The organism is Magnetospirillum sp. XM-1 (genome assembly GCF_001511835.1).
Taxonomy (GTDB): domain Bacteria; phylum Pseudomonadota; class Alphaproteobacteria; order Rhodospirillales; family Magnetospirillaceae; genus Phaeospirillum.
Map to the genome: position 1 here is coordinate 597858 of NZ_LN997848.1, position 21633 is coordinate 619490.

Here is a 21633-nt window from a genome sequence, read left to right on the forward strand (position 1 = left end):
GTCGCCGGGCGGCGGCTGTCATCAGGAGACATTTCATGGATTCCATCGCTTTCGACCCCCGCTGGTGGGTCACCGCCGTCGAGCTGCCCGTCCTGGGTGCCATGGCCATGACTGTCTGGCGGGTCCGTCACGAGGCCGACCATCGCATCGACGAGTTGGAGCATCGCCTGGACGTGGGCATGGGCCAGGCCCGCGAGGCCCTGGCCGCCTACAAGCTGGAGGTGGCCAAGAGCTACGCCACCACCGGCTATCTCAAGGACGTGGAGCAGCGGCTCACCGAGCATCTGGTCCGCATCGAGGGCAAGCTGGACGGCGCCCAGTCGGCCGCCCGCTAGGAGACGACGATCATGGACCCCATCACCATCGCGCTGGGCCTCGCCCAGTTCGTCCCCGGCCTGATCCGCTGGATCGGCGGCGACGATGCGGAAGGCGCGGCCAAGGTCGCCGACCAGGTGGTCGGCGTGGCGAAAAGCGTCACCGGCAAACCGAGCGGCGAGGACGCCCTGGCCGCCATCAAGGCCGATCCCGCCCTGGCGCTGCAGCTGCAGCAGGCCTGGCTGGCCCACGAGGTCGAGCTGGCCCGCGAGGAAACCCGCCAATTGGCCGAGATCAACGCCACCATGCGGGCCGAAGCCGCCTCGGGCGACCGTTATGTCCGCTGCTGGCGGCCCACCTTCGGCTATGCCGTGGCGGCCACCTGGACCGCCACCATGGGCGCCATTTCCTGGGCCATCATCGTCGAGCCGGCCCAGGCGCCGGGCATCATCACCGCCCTGGTCAACACCGCGCCCATCTGGGGCATCGCGCTCGGCGTGCTGGGCGTCGCCGTGGTCAAGCGCAGCCACGACAAGACCCTACGCGGCTGAAAAGAAAAGGGGGCCTTTCGGCCCCCTTTCACCATTGTCGGCGAACCGCCTATTCCCCCGACTGGGCGGGATCGGCGTCCTCGCTCCAGGTGATGGAGGGGCGCGGCGTCTTCTCGATCCACTTGTCGAGCGCCACCACGTGCTCGGCCTCTTCCGCGGCGAAGTCGGTGCCCAGGCGCCGCACCTCGGGGTCGGAGGAATTGGCGGCGGCGTCCTTGTAGTACTCCATGCCGCGGATCTCGTTGTCGCGGGCATAGCGCAGCGCGTGGTAGGGCGTCATCAGATAGTGGATGTCGTTCTCGTCGCCCACCTCCGGCGGAGTCTTCCAGCGATACTGCCAGCTCATCAGCTTGGGCAGTTCCAGCGCGCGCGAACGCTGCCGGATCTCGTCGCCGTGCAGGGTGGAGAACCGCGCCATGTCGCGGAACACCGCGGCGGTCTCCAGGTTGTTGTGGGCCTCCATCATGTCGGCCAGCTCGGCGTAGCGCTCTGCCGCCTCGGTCTCCAAAGCAATGGCATGCGCCAGGAATTCTGCCAGGGAATAGCCCATCATCGCCTCTCGTCAGGGAAGATCTATGACGAAGGGTATCGGGGGGCGGAGGCCGCGTCAATCGCTTAATTCGGCATCAGAGTACCGATTTAGCCCGCGGGTCTGGCGGCGGCGGGAACCCGCTCCCATATCCAGAAAATACCCGGGTCTGGAATAAGGGAAATCGTCATGGGAGAGCACGTCTACAAGATCGTCGAACTGGCCGGCAGCTCGGACAAGAGCTACGAGGACGCCATCCGCAACGCCGTGGCCAAGGCGTCGCAGACCATCCACAATCTGCGCTGGTTCGAGGTCACCGAGACTCGCGGCCATATCGACAAGGGGCAGGTGGCCCACTGGCAGGTGGTGCTCAAGGTGGGCTTCACGCTCGACGACTGAGCGCTCAGTGCAGGGTCTGGCGGCTCTTCTGCCACGCGGCGAAGGCTTCGGTCATGGTCGCGCGCATGGCCGAGGCCGATGCGGTGGGGAACAAATCCGCCAGCCGGTCCCACAGGGCGCCGTTGTGCAGGAAATTCTGGGCGAAGCTCTCCATGTCGGCGGCGTTGTCGTCGTCGAAGGATTGCTGCAGGAACGTGATCAGCCGCTGGCGGCTCTGCTCGTCGAAAACGGCCATGGTTTGCCCCGAGAAGCGCATCGAGCCCCGCCGAAGCGGGGCTCGATCATCCGGTGAAGGACGATTCCGGCCGTTGTTACAGGCTGGAATCCACCCATTCGTAAAGCTTGCTCTTGGGCAGAGCGCCGATCTTGGTGGCGGCGACCTGGCCGTCCTTGAAGATCATCAAGGTGGGAATGCCGCGCACGCCGTACTTGCCCGGGGTGCCGGGATTCTCGTCGATGTTGATCTTGGCGACGGTGATCTTGTCGGCCCTGTCCTTGGAGAGTTCCTCGAGCGCCGGAGCGATCTGGCGGCAGGGGCCGCACCATTCGGCCCAGAAATCCACCAGAACAGGGCCGGAAGCCTTGAGCACCTCGGCCTCGAACGAGGAATCGGTCACAACTTTCATAGGCAGGTTCCTTGTCGAATTCCAACGGCGGACAGGGGAAGCGCGACCACCCGCCCGTCACCGCGCGGAAAAGATCATCGCGCGGGAACGATCACTGTAGAAAGCCCCCGCGTCACCGTCAAGCAGGGCGCGGGTCAAGGGCGGGTTGCCGTGGCTGCGGGAAGGGATCCGCGCGTTTCTCCCTCGACCGAATCACCCTTCCGCCCCGCCCCGCCGCAATGATATAACCCGCCCGACCGCAGCGTCCCGCGTCCCGGTAGCTCAGCAGGATAGAGCAACGGTTTCCTAAACCGTAGGTCAGGGGTTCGAATCCCTTCCGGGACGCCATCGCCGATTTTTTCAATAAAATCAATAACTTACCAGATGTGCCGCAAGGCGCGTTTACCATAAATGTTTACCATTTTGTTTGCCAAATCGGATAGCGCTACCCTTCCTTAGACAGAAGGACCATGATCGGGCCGGATCACGCCTAATCGAGCATCATCATGCCGCTTTTCCAACGCTACATCGGCATCGACTACAGCGGCGCAGAGGTCCCTACCGCCAATCTGAAAGGTCTTCGGGTGTTTTCAACCGATGGCCCCACTGATCCGGTCGAGATTCCACCCCCACCGTCAAAATCCCCAACTGCAGTCCGACGCTACTGGTCACGCAAGGATATCGCCCACTGGCTGGTGGAGCAGCTATCCAGCGATATCCCCACTCTGGTCGGTATCGACCACGGATTTTCATTTCCCTTGAGGTATTTCGAGCTTCATAGAATCCCGCCGGATTGGCCGACGTTTTTGGATGATTTCCAGGCTCATTGGCCGACGGATGGCGACTACGTTTACGTTGATTTCGTCCGGGATGGATCGGTTGGGAATGGCGCAGCCCGAATAGGCAACAGCCGCTGGAGACGATTGTGCGAAGAGCGCGCCAAGGCCAAATCTAACTTTCATTTTGACATCCAAGGCCAGGTCGCGAAATCGACCCATGCCGGGATCCCATGGCTGCGACACATCCGAAAACTGGTCGGCCACAGAGTTCACTTTTGGCCGTTTGATGGCTGGTCCATTCCTCACGGTAAGTCAGCTGTCGTTGAAGCCTATCCGGCCTTATACAGCCGCGGTTTTCCTCGTCAGGATCGAACATCGGACCAACATGATGCCTACAGCATCGCGGCTTGGATGGCTGGCGTTGATCGTGATGAAAGCCTTGGCCAGTACCTTCAGCCACACCTATCGCCTCCGGAACGCACCGTGGCCCAGGTAGAGGGGTGGATATTGGGGGTAATGTGAGTTCGTGAAGGCGAGATCCTACTCTGGATAGAACCCACCACCCTTCGCCGATATGCTCACGGCCCCATCACCCCGCAGGCTTCGACCACCGGGATGCAGGATAGGTGTGGAGCGGCTTCTCCGCCTCTACCGTATCGACGCCCGCCTCTGCCACAGCAGCCTTGGGTTTCCGCCCAAGGCCAATCTTAATGGCCATCTCCGAGCGCTTTTTGGCGTAGCTTGGGGCGGCCATGGGGTAATCGGCTGGTAAAGACCATTTGGCCCGATATTCCTCGACAGAGAGGCCATGCGCGGTCGCCAAATGGCGCCTAAGCATCTTCTGCTTCTTGGCACACTCAAGGCAGCTGACAAAATCGCGCGTTATGGACTTTTTGATAGGTACTGCCGGGACTGGACGATCCGCATCGACTGGGGATGGCGCTTCAGTCCCGGCCAAAGCTGTATAGGTCGCCTTGATGAGCGCGGAGAGATCGTGAATGGGGACCTCGTGGTTACCCAAGTACGAAGCCACGATGCGGGCGGCAAAAGATACCTTTTGGTCAGCCATTGATGGCCTCCTTGAATGCAATAAAGCGGTATGTGTGCGCTCAGTTAGAACGCACACACATCTTTAGAAGATGACATTAATGTTTAACAGACAGTTTAATGCTACCATTTAGAGCTGCATCATGAATGTACTCTCTTATCTTATAGCGCGTCTCGTGGATTTCATCCTGAAAATACTCAGCCGCGCCCTCCGACCCAAACATTTCAACGCTTTTGCCTATAAGGATATGTTCGAATTTAAGCTCACAAAGATACTCAATGCACATCAACTCCGCATCGGAAATATCAAACCTCCCCTTATCTTCGAGATCAAGGTAGCCTCGTGCAAAGTATTGATTTATGAACTCAAGATCCTCCATGGTCTTCTCTTGGAATTCTTTGTCTCTTACCCAAAGCAGTTCCTTTGCGCGCTCAATTCCAAGCGCTCTCTTTTTTAATATAAGGCCATCCAAAAGCATGCGATGACCATCAAAATCCTCATCGTAAACATACTCTCCCAACTCGTTGGTGCGACCGTCCATGTAGTCCCGCACACGTTCCATAAGATCAATTACCTCATTTAATTGCGATGTAATCGCATTTATTCTTGCTTTATAATCGATTGAGGGATCCTTGGTGCCATCATTTATTGTACAATCGTTTGATTCTGTAATTTTTGCATCAGCCATTTTCAGCTCCTACATTTCAATTATGTTGCTATAATTAATTTTGCCCATCGCCAATATCTCCTTGCGTCGCTTTGGATCAGGACTGATCAGGCAGACGTCCTCGACTGCCCCCATCCATCGCTGTCCAGTGGATGCACGCCTGATGACATCGCCGCGTTTGCGAGCAGATCGAAGCAATTCAGCTGCCACTTGATCGGTAAGCCGGATAACAATAACGTCAAGACCATCAAATGATTGTGGCGGCTTTATAACAAACAAGTCTGGATCAAGCGTCGCCATTGCGTGGCTTGCTGAGCACAATTTTGGCATGTGCTTTCCTATTTTATTCGTCACACCCATTATTACCTCCGTGTTGCTTGGGTATGACGCAACGTTAGCCCCTCGTTTTGCATTTTTCGATATCTTTCGCCATCAAGATGGCGCAACAAATTGCGACGCTCGTCCCGGCGATTTCGCAGCATTCCCAAGAATTCACTTTTGAATCCGCTCCGGGTCGCGGGCGCCACAACAGAGTTATGGGCTGAATACTGCGCTCTGCCGCCGCACAAGGGGGATCAATTATTGCCGATAGCTCGGCGTGGTTGCATTCCGCGGCAACTAACACTCCCTGGCGGGCACAACACAGGAAGTAAAACGAAATAATGACGGAATACCACAGCGACAGATATCGTCCAATGAGTTGCTTACGCATTCCGCGTCAGGCTTATCAGAAGGGTAATGTGATCATGAGTGATAGAGCGTTCATTATATTTGAAATCAACGACATTGGCGTTGGCTTTCCGGAGGCCGATCTTCAAGCAGTATACGATAACATAGATGGATTTCCTCCGGATGCACTCAAGACGTCAGGCGATATCATTGATCATGTCGTGAGCGTGCATGGATATGACTTCAGCCGCATGAATCGCTTTTGGATGGACCAGTTTATGGCTGCGATTGCGACATTTATTCACCACGATCAGTCAGCATACATGACAACCGAATATCGACGCACTCAGGCGACTAACAAAAATAAATACAACTAATGTCGTCCTTGCCTGTGACTACATAAAACGAGGTGGAGATATTGCGATGATTAAATATAGTCTGTGCGCGTTTACAGCATCGATAAATAAGTATGCACATCGTCGCCCCCACCTCGCGACAACTTCCCGGCAGGAGGAGGCAAGCCTCCTGTCGGGACAACATATGAGGTGTAGCGATGAAGTATCATTTAACATTTTTTGGAAACTCTAAAGACAACATTGCTTCTGTTGGTGAAAGTGCCAACTGGGATGCAGTTTGTTCATTACTGACCGCCCATACCGCGACCGAGGCCAAGGACACCCTGATGGTCTGCCCCGCCCGCTTCGTTGAAGGTGGCGGAGATCCAGTCCGGCGCTGTGCGGCCAATGTGGTCGAATACAGTATGTTGGCCCTGGACATAGATGGCGGCTTCAGCATTTCCGCTTTCAAGGCCAAGTTCCGACCATGGAGGCATGTGGCCTATACAACCTATTCCCACCGCTCGGCCAAAAAAGGCGGCCAGGATGCATTTCGGGCGTTCTTCCCTTTAAACACGCCTGCACCGGCAGCAGTGTTCCGCGACATGCGTCCCGAGATCAAAGCTTGGGCGGGCATCGGGGATCGGTCACAGCTTGATCTGAGTCGCGGATTTTATCTCCCAACATGTCCCGCCGATCGATTGGTCCTGGCAGAATCATGGGTCAACGATGGCCAGGTATTGGAATGGTCGGGGTGGGCGACAGCCGCAGCAGCCCGTATCGAACGGGAAAAAACAGCCCCTGCCATCGAACATCGAGAGATTACTGACACCGAAAGAGACAAACTTCTGGCCAAGCTCAAGGGGCGGTATGTCGGCCAGGAGCCCATCTGGTGGCGGATTGGGATTGCCATGGCCAGCAACGGATTCACTCTGGATGATTTCCGTTCCGTCAGCCTCGGGGGCTTGATGCGGCAAAAGTCGGCGGCAGACTGCGATGCCAAGTGGCGCCACTGTCTCCAGCAGGTGCGACAGGGTAAGGGTATCAGCCTTGGCTACCTGATCAATTTCGCAAACGGCAAGTTCGTAGGAGGCCTGGCATGAACACCTCCATTGACGCCAAAATCCAAGACCTTACGATCCAGGCTGAACAACTGAAGGTTGCCAGGAAGACTGCGGCCCAGGCGGATAAGCAGGCTGCTGCCGCGCTGCGCGAGCAGCAACGGCTGGACCTTGAACGTCGGATCAAGGAGATCATTCAGCGACAGGACTATCGCTACATCCGGGGCCAAGGCTGCTATGTCGAACGAAGCCCGGCCGGTTGGGGATTTCTCAATAAGCAGGCCTTGCAAAACAGCCACGCCGAACTCCAATCGAGTGAGGGATTTATGCTCTTCACCAAGATCTTGGAGGCGGATGGCCGCATTTACCGCGATATCACCGCCACCTTCGATCAGGCGCCGGAGCAGCACCTCAATCTCATTGACCGGCGCGACTGGGTCCAGCCCAACGTCGATGATGTTCACCCATTTTTTAATTATCTCACCTGGACTTTATCCGGCGAAAATGAGGAGGCGCAGGACCACATTGAGCATGTGATTGCTCGCAAATATCTACGGCCGGAGGATTTCACCATCCCCTGCATGGTGTTTTATCCGCAAGGAGGAATTGGCAAAAATGTCTTTGTCGACAACGTCCTTTGCACAATTTTCGGACGGCACCAAGTGGCTTCCGTCAGTACAGATAATGTATCAGGTTCGTTTAATGGCGTTATTGCTGGAAAAACGATCGTATTTATCGACGAAAGTCAGAATGATAAGTTGGACATGGAAAAGATGAAGCGACTTGTCGGAAACCGATATGTTGTCATCAACGAAAAATTTCAGCGACCATATCAAGTTGAAAACACGGCACTATACCTAATTGGCGGAAATGATATTCGGGGTGTAATTCGAGTTGGCCATGACAATAGCGACCGCCGTTGGTCGGTAATCAAAGCATCGAGACCCATGCCAGAGGTTATTGCCGACTTGCGAGGTATCACCATCGACGAGGCAAAGTTGTGGATCTCAGAAAACATCTGGGTCACTCGAGACGCCCGCGAGGTTGGGCGCTGGCTGCACAACATTCTTGTCCGACACAAGGATAAGGGTGCTCCGAGCGCCTATCATGGTGAAGATTTCAATGAATTGGCCAGCAACCAACGGCCAGCCTGGGAAATGGTGGCCCATGAGGTTTTCGGCGATGAAGCCTTTACCTATGTGTCAGCCCCCAAATTGCACGAGATGGTGAGCATCTTCACCAAGCAGTTCTTCCCAAACTCGCGGGTTCCAAATGTCAACGATTTGCGGGCATGCGTCAGTTCTTGGCTCGGAAAGCATCCCGAGTTCGGCGTGGGTCCGGAGATCCGGAAGGTCAACCTGACCAACCTCGGCGGGGATCGGACGATCTCTTCGACCAGCGCCTGGGTCCGGGGGAATGGAAGTAGCTGCGAACGGGTGAATATCGTCGAAAAATGGGTCAGTTGCGGTTCATGGCGAGCAGAAGAGGATGCCATCAATCATGACCCGGAACCGGTTGAGGACATGCTCAAGCGATTCAAAAATCGGGGCCTGTCCGTGGTTAACTGATGTGGTGGCGGCTTCTGCTTTACCCTGCCAAAGCACTCAGGACTAGCGGCACATACGCGGCTGTCTCCGGGCAATGACGGAGCAGGACGCCGTTGGAGGTTTGATTGTTTCTCCGCGCTCCACGTCACTGTCCGCGGGGCAGCGGCCAATATCCTACTAAACTTGTCAACATCTCTTGTGGGGGTTCCCAAGAATGACCATATGCCGAGGACATCGAGAAGGGGGCGTGGATTATGGACAATCCCACGAGGCGGACGTTGACTAGGCTGGAAAAGGGCTTCCATGCGGTGGTGGCTGTCTGCATCACGACGGCCCTGTTCGTCTTGGAGCGGCTGACAGAGCCCATGACCAGCGGAGGCTCCGTGGAAGGCCACTTCATCTTCCTGGCCGGAACCATGGGTCTAGTGTCGGCATCCTTGTCGATCTACTCTTTGTGGAGCCGCAGACGTCAGAAGGTGATTCGGGAACCAGTCCTGGGCAATTTCCGCCATCAGCGTATTAGTGGCGGTCAGGACGACACCTGCGTCGTGCATCCGCTGGCGTGAGAACTCTTCCGAAATATCGCTGGGCGAGCCCGAAGCATCCATCACGGCCTGTCCATCTTGGCCAGGGCGATCGACTGCTTGGCGGCAAGATCGCGGTCGATATTCTTGATCAGCTGCATGGTGCCGACCTGATGGTCGATCAGCAGAAGCGCGGCATTTTCAGCAGAAAAGCGGTTCGTCATGATGTGATTCCTTTGTGTGGATAACATGTGGCAGGGGTCAGGCGGGCAAGCTGAGCGAGGCGACGCGGCGACGCGCCTCTTCGAGGGCCTCGTGGCTGGCAAGCATGAGCGGGCCTTGGGCATAAATCGGCTGCTTGAGTTGCGCCCCCGAAACCACCGCAATGCGGGCTTGACCAGCACCTGTGGCGATCCGGAACGGCCCTTCGACGTCGGTGGCAAAGCCAATAGCCTGCGTGGCGGCAAGGGTCACGTCACCGATCGAAACGTCTCCCTCGAGCACAACGACAATGCCCCCCCAACCCGCAGGTATGTCGATGTCACGCATCGCCGATGGGGCCAGCGAGATTTCCTCGATCCGGACCGGTGACGGCAGGGCTCCGGCGATTTCACCCACCGTCGTTCCATCGACCGCGACACGGCTTTCCCAGCCTTTGCCGGAAAGGCTTTTGACCATGGCGGCCGGGACCGAAAAGGCTGCGGCGGGATCGGCCTGGCTGGCCGCCGGCAGGTTGATGAAAATCTGCAGCCCATGCACGAGACCTGCTTCGGGAACCGGGAATTCTTCATGCATCAACCCGCGTGACGCTCGGCTCCAATGCAGGCCACCAGGGTGAATGGGCTGTACGTCGCCCAGACTGTCGCGATTGATGAACCCATTGGGCGAATCGGCGAACAGATAGGTGACGGCGGAGAAACCCGCATGGGGGTGAGGCGGAAAGGTTGGGGCATTCATTTCGAACCAGTCAATGTTGATGACCGGATCGATAAGGTTGCCAAACGCCTGGCGAGGATACTGGCGGGCCGCAAATTCCGCGCCATGGCGCATCTGCGTCGGGGTGTAGACAGACGTAAAACGGATCATGGCATAGTCCTCTGACTGTGTTGATATCCATATGCGCCTTAATCACTGTCCACATAAGGCTTGAAGTTTGGACAGCACTGTTCCATTTTCAGAACAATGAAGCCATCGCTCGACGATCTTGCGCTGCTCGTGACCATTGCCGACGAAGGCAGCTTCACAGCTGCGGCCAAGACACTCGGCCTGCCAAAATCCACCGTAAGCCGAAGACTTGCCGATCTTGAGCTGCTCTTGCGAACGTCGCTGTTCCAGCGTTCAACGCGAGCCCTATCGCTGACGGATGAGGGGCAGCGCATCTATGACATGGCAAAGCCGTCGATCACCGCCGCCGACGATGCCGCACGGGCAATCGCCGAGCGCGAACAGCTTGTCGCGGGCCGAGTCTCGCTGACCACCACGGCGGCGCTTGGGCAGTATCTGATTACCCCGCATCTGATCAAGCTGACGGCAGCATAGCGCTGCAACCGCTTCACGATCCAAGGCTATTTTGGCCGCGCGGCCCATTACCGCGGCCCTCTCCTTATCCAGGTGAGAGAGCGACATAATCAAGTTGTCGGGGGCCCCAGCATCCTGGGCAGTCACGGGTCGAGCAACAATGGCGCGGATAAGGTCGGCGATGCGCACCGACGTCCCGTCGCCCCAACGTCGACTAAAGCGCACCATGAGCGGCCGGTCTGGCGACAACTCGGCCAGCCTAGGCTCCACGGCATCCAGCGCCGCATGGTTTCGGCTGGCAAAAAGTACGGTGCGCCCGTGTGCTGCGGCGCTGCCTAAAATGGCGGTCACCACCTGAGATTTGCCAGTCCCGGGCGGCCCGGTGATGACAGTCAGTGGTTCGGACAGCGCACTCCTGACGGCAGCCAGTTGGCTGTAAGTTAGGTCGATAGGCTCGAGAACGGCATTATCATCCGTCCGGGCAGGAGGCGTAAGGCCGAGCAACGTGCCCAAGGCTGTCCCTTGGTGTTCCGTCACCGGGGCCTTGGACAGGACCTCGAGGTCACGGATAGAGGCGGCGGAATAACGGGCGCCGCTGGTCACAAACAAGGCAGCGACGTTGTGCATGCCCACTGACGAAGGAAGGCTGAAGTCGGTGGCTTCCGGCTTCAGGTCGCCATTTCGCTTCTTGGCAAACGCCATGTTGAGCAAAAGGCAGAGTTCTTTGAGGTCGAATTGCTGCGTCTGCAGCGCATCAGCCTCTCCATCCTCCGTGTCGTCGTCGACCACACCATTACCGATGCGTTCCGCCAACGCCTGGAAATTCACATGCTTACGGTGATAGGCCATCCACCCAGCATTGAGGGTGACGCTGGTCTCTACGGTCTCAAAAACGACGACATCGTCCTGCGTGGCCTTCCAGCGCAAAGGCACTGAGCACACAGCGCGCACCATGATCCCGGCGGACTTTTGACCGAAAACGTCGAGTGGGAAGCCGAGATGAATCGTTCCGTCGCCGGTGGAGCGCCCCATCGCCTGTTGGAAACCTTCAGGCAATAGTGACCGGGCGACAGTGAGAATTGCTGGACGACCATCCGTTGGCCACCAAGGCCCGCTCAGACGAACGGGCGCAAACCGAGTTCCAGCCTCGTCCCAGCCTGCCTTCGGGTCGCTCCGGTCTTCGATAGACAGGCAAGCGCGGTAGTATGACAGCAGAGCGGGAACATTGAGCCCCCCCTGGGACCGTGTGGCGGAAACATTGGTAACAGCTTCTTGCTGACGGCGCGCCTGCACAGGGATGGTGGCCAGCGCGTCAGCATCTATCTTATTGGAGGTTTTTGCCGGTGCTGCAGTCTCGAGCTTGCTGCCAGATTTCTCAACCTTGACGGCCTGAGATCGACTGGTTGGCTTTTTGGTATTCGCGATTACCGTCTGTCGGCCACTCGGCGTAACCTGCCAGCGATTCTGCGATATTCTTGTGTATCCATTGCTCTGGAGCGAAAGAAGCTCTCGGTTCAGGGATATTAAATCGTCCCAGCCAAGCGCCTTCGCCAAGGCTCGAATTTCGAGCCCATTCTTCGAGGTCGCTAGCCACTGGAGAATATCTGACCGCACGTAACTCTGACGCTCCCCCCAAACCTTCTCAGTTTAAGCCTGCCGGATGCCGCCCCTGTGTGACGTTTCGCAAGGTGTAAACGCGATTCTTCTGCGCAAATTGGCAGTTGAACAACCTAGCCAGAGCTACCGCATTGTCAAGCCAAGGAAGAGCGCAGGCTCACCGTAATGTGTCCAGTTTTGACACTAATCGACCGGCATCATAGAGAAAACGCCAGAGACAAACAGTGACCAGATCTGACCCCATCATGGGATATTACGGCAGTTACCGTACCGTGTTAAGAGCACAGCATCCACCCGCGCTAGACGTCAGGCCCCACGATGAAAATTAAGGCTTTCGACCCCAAAGATATCCAACTCGGCGAAAAGGTCGGCATCCGGGACGTAGCCACGACTTTTCCAAACGAGTGGTACGGATAACCCAATGAAGTCCAAGGGTGGTCCAACAATGATCGCCCACAAAAGACGACCACACCCCGAGGTGCTCATAGCTTTCATCGGGTGATTGCCGATCAATCTCCAGGTGGCAGGCCAGATCTTGGAAATCCACCCCTGTGGTTTCCCGGCCAGGAGCATGACAGCACGAACACCGACCTATCGGCACATGGGGCGTAGCGGCCTCGAGCAGATAGAGCAGTTCATGGACGTCGCATCCCGGACGAACTCTTGCTGTCAGGGATGCTGGGATGAGGTGGTAGCCGACGTAAACCGCGTCATGCAGGCACGGTTCCTGGCAAGGGGTTCTGATTATCGAAGCCACCACTCCAGAAGACCCAGAGGGTATGGGGGGCATCTGGGACGGTAAAGGCAGCGTGATCTGGCCAAGAATATCTTCGATGGTCACATCGGCTGGGAGCCGCAGTCCTCCTGATCGCGATATCGTCTCGGTGACTGTCATGGCCCCCATCATTCAGCTGTCAATCAAGCTCGGGAAAGACGAGTTTTTCGATGCCATCCCTCAAACGGTCAATCGCCAGGGTGGCCTTGCCATAGTGCATACGCATGAGGTCTTTCTTGATCTCTGCCGTGACGTCCTTGCGCTCCTCCGACGACCAGCCAAGCAGCGCGTCAACGATGCCAGGATCGACCTCGGCCTTCCAAAGCAGCCGATTGTTGACGGTGTGTCGGAAGGAATGGAATGTCTTCCCCGATTGGCGCCCGCCCATTACAGGGTGCAGCACCCGCGACAAATATTTTTCGACTCTTCCCATCCATCTATGGGTGCGATTCCACGTCAACTCGCAGAAAAGCTTGCCATTCTCATTCGCCTTTGCTCGCTCACGAAAATCAAGCAGGCCAAGCTGAATAAGCTTCGAGTGAACAGGCACAACTCGCCGAGATGCGTTTGTCTTAATTGTTTTTTCTGATATCGCGCCATTGTCTTCGAGTGTTTCGATATGGAAGCACTCAACGCCTGCATACATTCGTATATCGTTTGGCGTTAGCTGGGCAATCTCGCCCCGTCTTGCCCCCGTGTACAGCCCAATCCACGGCAGCCAGAAATTCATCGAGTTCATGTCGCCACCATGAATCTCCTCAGCCTTCAAAATAAAAATATTCTTTATGTCATCGGAAGTCAGAACCTGACGCGGGTGCTTTTGCTCCCCCTTGGTTGTTCTAAGTTCACCAGTTGAATCATGCTTTATCAGGCGCTGGGCGGCGAGCCACTTCCATATCTGCTTAATATTGCTAATATGACGGTTTACGGTTGCCTTTGCAATTTTCTCATCATTTTCCTTGGTTAAGGCTTCAAGCTTATATCCGTCTTTAATCTTTCGCTTCATATAGAGTGGCAGCTTCGGCAAATCTGCGCCGAGAGCTGAAAAATCTTCGGGGACAATAGTGTGAACCTCACGGGTCGCCCCGAACTTTGCGGTTAAAACAACAAATGTATCTTCAAATGTCATCTTGGTTGTGTAGCGCAGCCGATCAAAGTCATTTCTCTGCTTAAACTCACCGATTGCCTGTATCAACGTCAGGCGACGGCGGCCGAGATTCCACTCAGCATCATCAATTTTATTCTGGTTAAGGATCGATTTTTCACCTGGGGAGCGAGCAGGATGCAGCATTAATTGCGTCGCCAGATCGCCTCCACGATCATCTATGTGCCCCAGATGCTTCATGAGGTCATAGGCAATCCGATCTTCAAGTGCGTTCCGGACGCAGCCCAAAAAGAAGTCATACCCCTCCTTCGCCAACACCCATCCCTTGTCGTTTATCCAGCCATCGGCATAAATCTTGGATGTCACCCCGATGGCATCCAGTTCGGCGCGAAGTTCCCCAACCGTTGGCGGGGGTGGCGCCATTCCACCAACCCCGAGGCCACTGGTTGTGATGGGATCGGGAAAATGCCCAACGCCGCGCAATGCCGCATCCCTGGCAGCCTGACGAAGTTCCAGCCGAGAAATGTAGTGGGATCCGTTTGACGCAGTTCGAACTTGCTCGAACATCTCCTTTTTTGAGGCCCGCCACTGCAGCTCGAGATCTTTTATCCGTCGCATTGGAACAGCAGGCGATAGCCCCTTCTGGGTCTCAGAGATCTGCTTTCCTAAGGTGGTCACAAGGTCTTCCGGCACCCGGATCACAAAGCGACAGGATGCCCCCCGCCAAACCACTGCCATAGCACCCCCACAAGGGCATGTTTACCATTTGTGTTTACCATTTTGAGCCGAAAAACCATTTATTTTCAATAACTCAGTAACTTATTGAAATTGAAGGTTTCTTCCCTTCCGGGACGCCAATTTTTCGCCAGTAAATTCAATGAGATAGCGCCAAATATGGGGGCATCTTGGGGTGGGCTTGGGGGCCTCATCGGGGCCAAAATTTGCACCCCGGTACACCAAAATTACACCACGACGGGGAACGCCTCACCTTGCCCGCCGCCGGTTCCGGTGCTAGGGTGAGGAAGTCGGGGCCGTTTGGTGTCTCCGACGGGGTATCGTAGTTGCCCCGGTCAGCCGACCGAACGCTGCCCTCGCCTCGCGAGTTTCGCCGTTTCCCCGCGAACCGGCCGCCCCGTTGGACCTCTCGGCCCTTCGGCGCATCAACTTCCCCAGATCTCCCGCCGCCCTCATTCGCGGGCGGCGACGTCGCGCCGGCGATCCGCACATGCGGTCCCGAGGAGCGCGACGCCCCTAGACGCCGGCTTCGGCCGGCGCCGGGAGCCCCTCCATGTCTGACCAATCCACCGAGACGAAGGCCATTTCCCTCAATTTCACCATTCCCTGGACCTATGCCGAGACCGCCTATTTCCTGCGCATGGCGGAAGACACCCTGCGCGACAGGGTGAAGCGCGGTCGTGATGCTCCGCCCCGCATGAAAGTGGGGAGCAGCCGTCAGGCCACCGTCCTGTTCTGGCCCCCCAGTGTGCTGGCTTGGCTGCACGGGCACGAAGTGCCGTCGAAGCCGACCCGCCGCCGGGGTCGGCCGAGGAAAGCATAGGAAATGACGGAGCCCCGGTTCGCCTACGGATCGGGGCTCTGTTCGTCCTGAACGGCAAGGCGGCGCATCAGGTCGAGCGGATCAAAGCCTACCGCCTTGGCGAAGGCCAGGAACTCCACCACGTCCAGCCGAAGCTCGCCATTTTCGTACTTCCACACGGCGGACGGCGGCTTGCCAAGGCGGCGGGCCACCTCGCTCTGAGACAGGCCACGGCTCGTCCGCTCTTCCGCCAGCAATTGGCCGAAGCGCCGGTAAATCTCTGGGTACTGCGATTTGGCCCGTACCATTTCACCAGCTGTTCCGTGGCAATGGGAAACGGGTAGTCGCAGATTGCGTTTTCCAAACTTTGGATAGATTGGCCGAGCCTGATTGCCCCTCAGAACCGTCAGGAAGGGACGCTCTCAATGGCCGACATTCTTTCAGCCGCTCCTGTTCAGCCCCACCCGTCAGGGATGGAAGAGAATCTGTGGGCACTCCATGACGTCAAATTCTGGCGCATCGACGGTTCTCTGCGCTCGGTCGAGAACAGCAGCGAGGCCAGGGTCTTTGGAGGAGGGCGGACCAGCGTCAACGCCGCATACGAGGGCTTCCTGGTGGAGACCCGGCCTTCGACGACTACAATTACGAACCAGGAAAATAGGAGATTGGCCATGGGACAGTCGGCCCGGCGCGTGAGACCGGCGCACGCCATAATGAGAACAAAACGTGATTGACAGCCGCGACGCCCATTGGTAATGTCACCCGTCAACATCACAACCATGTCTGGGGCCAGGATGGAACGTATTCCAGGCATATGGGCGACGGCCAAACTGGTTGTCGGGACGTTCCTGGTTCTACTGGCACTCGGATGGGCCGGGATATTTCTGACGGCCTATTTCAGTACAAGTTGGAAGGGGACCAGCGATCAGGAGTTTGCGATTCGGGCGGCTCACGGCGTGTCTCCCTCCGATGCCCCCGATCGATGCGGCGGGAAAAAGGACGTCGACAATCCGGCCTGCTTCAGGCCGATCCGAGGCTCTCGTGCCAAATATTGTCGATGGTGGATTCTGGAAGATTGCGTCGCCCTAGAGATGCCGGAAACGGCCCTTCAGGATGCTTCGAAACTAGGGTTGACGGTCGATGCGGCTATCAACCCATGCAAATATCTGCTCCAGAAAAAAGAGTTCGTCCGCTCGTATCTCCACGAGGATTGCGCCCAGCCAGAGAGGATGTGGCATCCTGCAGTCATCCTTGCGTTCAAGAGTGAGCGAGAGACAATCCGCATGCGCATAGATTAGCCGACAGTTCTGTCCGTAACACCAAGGGGGAGGCCCAAAAGCCTCCCCCTTTTCTTTTGGAGAATCGACATGGGATGCAAGATGATCATCCACAGCGCGGGTGGCCCCGTCGGCCATTTCAGCGTGGAAATCAGTGACGGTGAAACATCGACAATTCGGGGCTTCCGCGCCGCTTCGGGAAAGTCGCTCCTGGCGGGCGCGACTCTGCCAGTCGCCGGGGCGGTCGATAACGACGAATCACGGGTCAATAAGGTCGGCATCCTGAAATCCGACGAAATCCCCCTGACCCCTGAGCAGTTCGATCGCGTGAAGGAATATTTCGAACACAACGAGAAGAACCCCGGCAAATACGACCTGAATGACCGCAACTGTGTCGACTTCGCCAATGGCGCACTCAGTGCCGCCGGTATCGACAAGAATGTCGGTCAGGTGATGACACTGGAGCAGGATAAGCAGATGTCGGGAGCTGCACTCTATCGCAATGCCAAGTATCCCGAACCCAATCGCCCCCTGACCTTCCCCGAGGATGGCATGTATCCCGGCGGCACCGATCCCCATGCTGGGGTGGACAAACGCTCTGACGCCACTGATTCCGTTGGCGGCCTCGCCAACGAGGCGGCCGAGACCGAGAAAGTCATGGAGCAGGCGGGCGCCTCGGAACGAACGGCCAACCTGGACTCGCGCATCCAGTCCATGCGCGACCTGGCGGCCCGGCCCATCGACCAGCCGGCCCAATCCGCCCTGCTCAAACCCGTGGACACCTGGACCGAGTCCGAGATGAAGGACGTGCTGAACTCCGCCCAGGGCGACTTCGCCGGTACCAATGCCGGCGATCCCCTGAAGGCCCACCTCTATGAGAAGGTGCAGGACTGGCACACCACCAATTACGGCGAGGGCGAGCAGCAATATGAGGGCGGCAAGCCCGTCGAGCCGCTTCCCATCCGCGCCATTCCCGAGGAACCGGCGCCGCATCTCGCCAAGGATGGCGGGGATCTGTGGCAGGCCTCGGCCCGCATGGGCGACAAGCTCACCGGCATCGCCCAGACGGACGGCTATGAGCCCTCGGTCAAGGCGCTGCAGGACGGACTCAACATGCTGAACGACGCCAACCCGCCCGCCGAACGCTCTCCCGTCTGGGGCGACTACACGCCGCAGGACCGGCTGAAGGTGGACGGTGATTACGGCCCGAAGACCGATTTCGCCTTGAAATCCGCCTTGGCCGGCCATGGCGAGGACAAGGTGGACGGTGCCCTGAGCCTTGGCCGCTTCAAGGGCTTCGCCGAAGAGGCCAAGGGCGGTGATGCCTCGGGCCTGGGAGGCATGACCACCTCGCTGTTCGGCGACGATTCCGGTGAGGCGCTCCAGCGCACCCTCAACCGTGTCGGTCCGGATGCAGTAGAGAACTGGCAGCCGCTCGAGGAAGACAATCAGATCGGCCCCAAGACCACCAACGCCTTCACCTCGGTCATGGACAGCTTCGACCCGGGCGAGTTCACCCAAGGTTTTGGCGAGGAATTGGGGTTGCTGTGATCACCGTGCGCCGCCCCGGCCGGGAAGCTTGGGCGGTCGCCCTGCCCCCAGAGGTTCTGCCCCATCGCCGCTCGGCCTCGGCCATGGCCCCTTAAGGTGTTCCAGGCGCCCCAGCGCCACCGCCAGGGACCGGATGGTTCGCCAGCGGTCATAGCGGGTAGTCGGCGCCAGATCGGCGCAGGCCCGGTCCAGGTACCAGCGCAGATGCCTGGCTTTCCACTGGTGGGGGCCGACATTGAACCGCCGCCAGATCACATCCGCGATCAACTCGGCCCGGTCGAGATGCCCCGCCACGGTCGTTCCCCGGGCGCCGGGCCGGGATCGCCCGAGCCAGCCGCATGGCCTCGGCTTGCGATGCCGGGCGGCTCATCGGCTGCTGCCCACACAGGCGCCGACGACATCGATCCGCCCGTGCCCAAGTTCGTGCGCGATCACCAATCGGGCTGCTTGGTCGGCATCCTTGTCGGCCTGACGGTGTCCTGCGACGCAGGGGGCGGGCTGCCCGGTGAGATGGGCGTAGCGTTCACACGCATAGCCGGCGCGAAGGTCGTGAAAGCCGACCAAGTCATGCTGGTGGAAGACTGGAATGGCGACCGAGTGAAGGTGGCGGCAAAAGGCGATCCATTTCATACCGGGTGGAATGATATTGCGAACATCACCTTGATGCCGTCGCGCGGTAGCAAGCCAGGAAGCTGCAGAGCCTTCAGGCGGAGGAATTGTGCCGGCGTCGGCGCGATGTCTCGTGGATGCGGTCCCGCAGGGTGGGACTGGCCGCCAGCAGGGCGTCGAAGTCGCGGGCCTGCAGAACCAGCAGCGAGCAAAAGCCGAGCGACACCACGTCGGCGCTGCGCCGGCCCTGTGAAACCAGCGCCATCTCGCCGAAGAAATCGCCGCTGCCCAGGCGGATCGGCGTCGGCGACACCCGGACCTCCACCGCGCCCGAGGTGATGAAGTACATGGCGTAGCCCGGATCGCCGCGCCGCAGGATGGTTTCGCCCGGAACCGTGACCAGCGGGCGCAGGACCCTGGTGATCAGGCCGACCTGTTCCGGCGGAAGGCCGGTAAAGGTCGGCACCTTGGCGACCATACGCTCGGGGCTGAGCTGGAGGTCGATGGGCAGCCGTTTGGCCAGCCGGCGCGACCGCTGGCCCAGGTCGGCGAGAAGATCGCTCAGAACCTCATGGCTGATGGCGGCCTCGGCGCGCAGGCGCTGGTACTCGGCCTCCTCGATGCGGACGGCTGCGCGTTCCAGGTATCGGAGCTGCAGTTCCCGTGAAAAATCGGCGTATTGCAGGCGCAGGGCGGCCAGTCCCGTATCGACGCTTTCCAGGCGCCGTTCGATGGTGGCGGTGACCACCACGGCGGCGTCCTGATGGATCATCAGGGGCAGCTTGGCCCAGGCGAATTCCAGCAGTTCGCGTAATGCCGCCTGGACCATCAGCAGCACTTCGAAACGGGTGGTGATCTCGTCGGCCAGGAGGGATTCGATTCCGGTCCGGCGCTGAAGCGCCAGGGCCAGACGGAACCGCCAGGAGAACGACAGGAACGAGAGATGGCCGGCGTCGTACCCCGCTTCGCCGCCGGTCTTGACGCCGTCCTCGATCCGGGCGGCGCCCGCCAGCAGGGTGCGGGTGATCCGGCCCGAGACGGTGCCGTCGCGATAGTGGCGCAGATAGCAGGCCTGTTCCCGGCTGGCCAGCATCATCAATCCGCTGCGGATGTCCTCGTCCAGGCTGAGCGCCGCCGCGCCCGCCACCTGAACCTCGGCCGCTCCCAGGCGTTCGGTGTAGCCGTCGGCCAATTCGGCCGCCAGGCCGCGCTCGATTCCATAATCGGCGGCGGCGTCGGCGACCTTGCGGCGGACTTCGGTCAAGGCGGTGGCGATGGCGCGGCCCCGCACCGCCATGTCCGACGGCGACAGCCGGTCCAGTCCCAGCAGGCGGATCATCGGCCGCAGCAACGGCGCGTTGACGAACAAGGTGAACAGGACGAAGGCGGTACACATCACCGAGACGAAGGACTTCACCTGCGCCGGGATCGCCGGGTTCTCCACCACCGCCAGGGCCAGGGCCAGCGAGATCGCGCCGCGCAATCCGCCCCACAGCACGACCGCCCGCAAGGGCGCGCTCACCGGCTCGGCCCAGCCCAAGGCGGCCAATCCGGGGAACAGGCCGAACAGCACCAGGGCGCGGGCCGCCAGGGCGGCGGCGATCAGCACCGACAGGCTGATCAGGTCGCCGCCGTTCATGCCGGCCAGCATGCCTGGAACCCGCATGGTGGCCAGCAGGAAGATCAGCGAACTGGCCCAATAGCCGATCTGCTTCCAGATATCGACCAGGGCGGTCCAGGTTTCGGGCGAGACGCGGGTGCGGCCTTCGTAGCTGACCACCAGGGCGGTGGTCACCACCGCGACCACGCCGGACACGTGCAGGTAATGCTCGCCCAGCAGGAAGACCAGATAGGCCGCCGCCACCGTCAGGGTGATTTCCGCCGCGCTCTGGCCGCGCAGCAGGTTGAAGCTCCAGCACACCAGGCGTCCGCAGGCATAGCCGAAGGCCAGCCCGCCGGCGAAGCCCCGTCCGAAGGCCAGGACGCCGTCCATGACGTCGGCCTGGCGCTCGCCGGTCAGCATGCCCACGAACAGCGCGAACAGCGAAATGGCGGCGGCGTCGTTGAACAGGCTTTCCCCCTCCACCAGCAGGTTCAGCCGGTGGGGGACGCCCAGGTCGCGGAAGATGCCCACCACCGCGATGGGGTCGGTGGTCGAGACGATGGCCGCCAGCAGCAGGCAGGCGATGATGCCCATCTCCGTCGCCGCCGCCAGCGAGAAGCCGACCACGAAGGTGGAAACCAGCACCGCCACCACCGCCAGCACCAGGATGGGGGCGATGTCGTCCATCAGGCGGCGGACGTCGATGGCCACGGCGGTTTCGAACAGCAGGACCGGCAGGAACACCAGGATGAAGGCTTCGGACGACAGGTCGAAATGGCCGAGGGCGGCGAAGAAGTCGTTGACGGGGCCGTCCAGGCCCAGCCGGGGCACGGTGCCGACCAGTCCGCCCAGCGCGATGCCGGCGGCGGCCAGCACCAGCGAGAAGGCGACATTGGCCCGAACGGCCACCGGAACCATCAGCGTCACCAGCGCCAGAAGGCCGGTTACGCCGAGCATTACCATCCCTATGCCATGCATGGTGGCCGCCCCCTGATTTTCTCCCATCGAAAGG

The 21633-nt window shown here is 59.1% G+C and carries 25 protein-coding genes, 1 tRNA gene and 1 pseudogene; 13 read left to right on the forward strand and 14 right to left on the reverse strand.

The genetic code is table 11. The features are described 5' to 3' along the window. Positions 1-35 precede the first annotated feature (35 nt). Entirely contained in the window at positions 36-335 is a 300-nt protein-coding gene (locus XM1_RS02910; protein ID WP_068429429.1) for a hypothetical protein, read from the forward strand. A 12-nt stretch (positions 336-347) separates the two neighbouring features. Then, positions 348-866: a holin family protein gene (locus tag XM1_RS02915; protein ID WP_068429432.1), complete on the forward strand. Its 519-nt coding sequence runs from the start codon at positions 348-350 to the stop codon at positions 864-866. Between the two features lie 49 nt (positions 867-915). Here XM1_RS02915 and XM1_RS02920 read toward each other — a convergent pair whose 3' ends face one another. After that, the gene (locus XM1_RS02920; RefSeq protein ID WP_231920675.1) at positions 916-1419 is read right to left on the reverse strand and encodes a ferritin family protein; all 504 of its coding nucleotides are present in this window, start codon (positions 1417-1419) and stop codon (positions 916-918) included. Positions 1420-1584: 165 nt separating this feature from the next. Between XM1_RS02920 and XM1_RS02925 the strand changes: the two genes are divergently transcribed. Beyond that, on the forward strand, positions 1585-1794 hold the full coding sequence (locus XM1_RS02925) for a dodecin (RefSeq protein WP_068429436.1): 210 nt from the start codon (positions 1585-1587) through the stop codon (positions 1792-1794). A 4-nt stretch (positions 1795-1798) separates the two neighbouring features. Here the strand turns inward: XM1_RS02925 and XM1_RS02930 are convergent, their stop codons facing one another. Both XM1_RS02930 and trxA read right to left on the reverse strand, forming a co-directional pair. Continuing rightward, positions 1799-2029 carry a hypothetical protein gene (locus XM1_RS02930; protein WP_068437448.1) on the reverse strand — a complete coding sequence of 77 codons (231 nt, stop codon included), beginning with the start codon at positions 2027-2029 and terminating at the stop codon, positions 1799-1801. A gap of 76 nt (positions 2030-2105) precedes the next feature. Continuing rightward, on the reverse strand, positions 2106-2420 hold the full coding sequence (gene trxA, locus XM1_RS02935) for a thioredoxin TrxA (RefSeq protein WP_068429439.1): 315 nt from the start codon (positions 2418-2420) through the stop codon (positions 2106-2108). 250 nt (positions 2421-2670) lie between these two features. Here trxA and XM1_RS02940 point away from each other — a divergent pair. Together XM1_RS02940 and XM1_RS23070 are read left to right on the forward strand one after the other, a co-directional pair. Next, positions 2671-2747, forward strand: a tRNA-Arg gene (locus XM1_RS02940). A 158-nt stretch (positions 2748-2905) separates the two neighbouring features. After that, positions 2906-3700, forward strand: a complete 795-nt coding sequence (locus tag XM1_RS23070) for a hypothetical protein (RefSeq protein WP_082700345.1) — start codon at positions 2906-2908, stop codon at positions 3698-3700. 67 nt (positions 3701-3767) lie between these two features. On the opposite strand, the gene XM1_RS02945 is transcribed toward XM1_RS23070, so the two are convergent. The 3 genes from XM1_RS02945 to XM1_RS23840 form a co-directional block, all read right to left on the reverse strand. Beyond that, positions 3768-4247, reverse strand: coding sequence for a MucR family transcriptional regulator (locus XM1_RS02945; protein ID WP_068429443.1), 480 nt, complete (start codon positions 4245-4247; stop codon positions 3768-3770). A gap of 76 nt (positions 4248-4323) precedes the next feature. Continuing rightward, positions 4324-4914, reverse strand: coding sequence for a hypothetical protein (locus XM1_RS02950; RefSeq protein ID WP_156428623.1), 591 nt, complete (start codon positions 4912-4914; stop codon positions 4324-4326). A 9-nt stretch (positions 4915-4923) separates the two neighbouring features. Then, positions 4924-5253 carry a hypothetical protein gene (locus XM1_RS23840; protein WP_156428624.1) on the reverse strand — a complete coding sequence of 110 codons (330 nt, stop codon included), beginning with the start codon at positions 5251-5253 and terminating at the stop codon, positions 4924-4926. 386 nt (positions 5254-5639) lie between these two features. On the opposite strand from XM1_RS23840, the gene XM1_RS02955 reads away from it, so the two are divergent. The 4 genes from XM1_RS02955 to XM1_RS24660 all read left to right on the forward strand — a co-directional run bounded on the left by XM1_RS02955 (position 5640) and on the right by XM1_RS24660 (position 9071). Continuing rightward, positions 5640-5939 carry a hypothetical protein gene (locus tag XM1_RS02955; protein WP_156428625.1) on the forward strand — a complete coding sequence of 100 codons (300 nt, stop codon included), beginning with the start codon at positions 5640-5642 and terminating at the stop codon, positions 5937-5939. 176 nt (positions 5940-6115) lie between these two features. Then, a complete protein-coding gene (locus tag XM1_RS02960) occupies positions 6116-7000 on the forward strand; it encodes a hypothetical protein (protein ID WP_156428626.1) in 885 nt (294 codons plus the stop codon). Further along, entirely contained in the window at positions 6997-8526 is a 1530-nt protein-coding gene (locus XM1_RS02965; protein ID WP_068429457.1) for a primase-helicase family protein, read from the forward strand. The genes XM1_RS02960 and XM1_RS02965 overlap by 4 nt, the downstream gene beginning before the upstream one ends. A 233-nt stretch (positions 8527-8759) precedes the next feature. Then, positions 8760-9071 (forward strand): hypothetical protein, encoded by a 312-nt coding sequence (locus XM1_RS24660; RefSeq protein ID WP_068429460.1) that lies wholly within the window; start codon positions 8760-8762, stop codon positions 9069-9071. A 41-nt stretch (positions 9072-9112) separates the two neighbouring features. Here XM1_RS24660 and XM1_RS24795 read toward each other — a convergent pair whose 3' ends face one another. After that, entirely contained in the window at positions 9113-9253 is a 141-nt protein-coding gene (locus tag XM1_RS24795) for a hypothetical protein (protein WP_231920676.1), read from the reverse strand. A 37-nt stretch (positions 9254-9290) separates the two neighbouring features. Continuing rightward, entirely contained in the window at positions 9291-10115 is an 825-nt protein-coding gene (locus XM1_RS02975) for a pirin family protein (RefSeq protein ID WP_068429463.1), read from the reverse strand. Positions 10116-10211: 96 nt separating this feature from the next. On the opposite strand from XM1_RS02975, the pseudogene XM1_RS24800 reads away from it, so the two are divergent. Continuing rightward, positions 10212-10343, forward strand: a pseudogene (locus XM1_RS24800) (LysR family transcriptional regulator); the annotation flags it as partial. Positions 10344-10379: 36 nt separating this feature from the next. On the opposite strand, the gene XM1_RS24805 reads toward XM1_RS24800, so the two are convergent. Next, positions 10380-12101 carry an AAA domain-containing protein gene (locus XM1_RS24805; RefSeq protein ID WP_156428627.1) on the reverse strand — a complete coding sequence of 574 codons (1722 nt, stop codon included), beginning with the start codon at positions 12099-12101 and terminating at the stop codon, positions 10380-10382. Between the two features lie 977 nt (positions 12102-13078). Further along, the gene (locus tag XM1_RS02985) at positions 13079-14746 is read right to left on the reverse strand and encodes a tyrosine-type recombinase/integrase (RefSeq protein WP_172821878.1); all 1668 of its coding nucleotides are present in this window, start codon (positions 14744-14746) and stop codon (positions 13079-13081) included. Between the two features lie 586 nt (positions 14747-15332). Between XM1_RS02985 and XM1_RS02990 the strand changes: the two genes are divergently transcribed. Further along, a complete protein-coding gene (locus tag XM1_RS02990; protein ID WP_068429471.1) occupies positions 15333-15602 on the forward strand; it encodes a hypothetical protein in 270 nt (89 codons plus the stop codon). A gap of 23 nt (positions 15603-15625) precedes the next feature. On the opposite strand, the gene XM1_RS02995 is transcribed toward XM1_RS02990, so the two are convergent. Then, complete coding sequence (locus XM1_RS02995) at positions 15626-15889, reverse strand: helix-turn-helix domain-containing protein (RefSeq protein WP_068429474.1); 264 nt, start codon at positions 15887-15889, stop codon at positions 15626-15628. A 486-nt stretch (positions 15890-16375) separates the two neighbouring features. Here XM1_RS02995 and XM1_RS03005 point away from each other — a divergent pair, with 486 nt between their 5' ends. Both XM1_RS03005 and XM1_RS03010 read left to right on the forward strand, forming a co-directional pair. After that, on the forward strand, positions 16376-16879 hold the full coding sequence (locus tag XM1_RS03005) for a hypothetical protein (RefSeq protein ID WP_156428628.1): 504 nt from the start codon (positions 16376-16378) through the stop codon (positions 16877-16879). Positions 16880-16948: 69 nt separating this feature from the next. Further along, positions 16949-18409 (forward strand): hypothetical protein, encoded by a 1461-nt coding sequence (locus XM1_RS03010; RefSeq protein WP_068429483.1) that lies wholly within the window; start codon positions 16949-16951, stop codon positions 18407-18409. Here XM1_RS03010 and XM1_RS23845 read toward each other — a convergent pair whose 3' ends face one another. The 3 genes from XM1_RS23845 to XM1_RS03020 form a co-directional block, all read right to left on the reverse strand. Further along, entirely contained in the window at positions 18410-18703 is a 294-nt protein-coding gene (locus XM1_RS23845; RefSeq protein ID WP_156428629.1) for a hypothetical protein, read from the reverse strand. Positions 18704-18775: 72 nt separating this feature from the next. Further along, positions 18776-19039: a hypothetical protein gene (locus XM1_RS03015; RefSeq protein WP_068429486.1), complete on the reverse strand. Its 264-nt coding sequence runs from the start codon at positions 19037-19039 to the stop codon at positions 18776-18778. Between the two features lie 73 nt (positions 19040-19112). After that, a complete protein-coding gene (locus XM1_RS03020; RefSeq protein ID WP_068429489.1) occupies positions 19113-21578 on the reverse strand; it encodes a cation:proton antiporter in 2466 nt (821 codons plus the stop codon). Positions 21579-21633 lie beyond the last annotated feature (55 nt).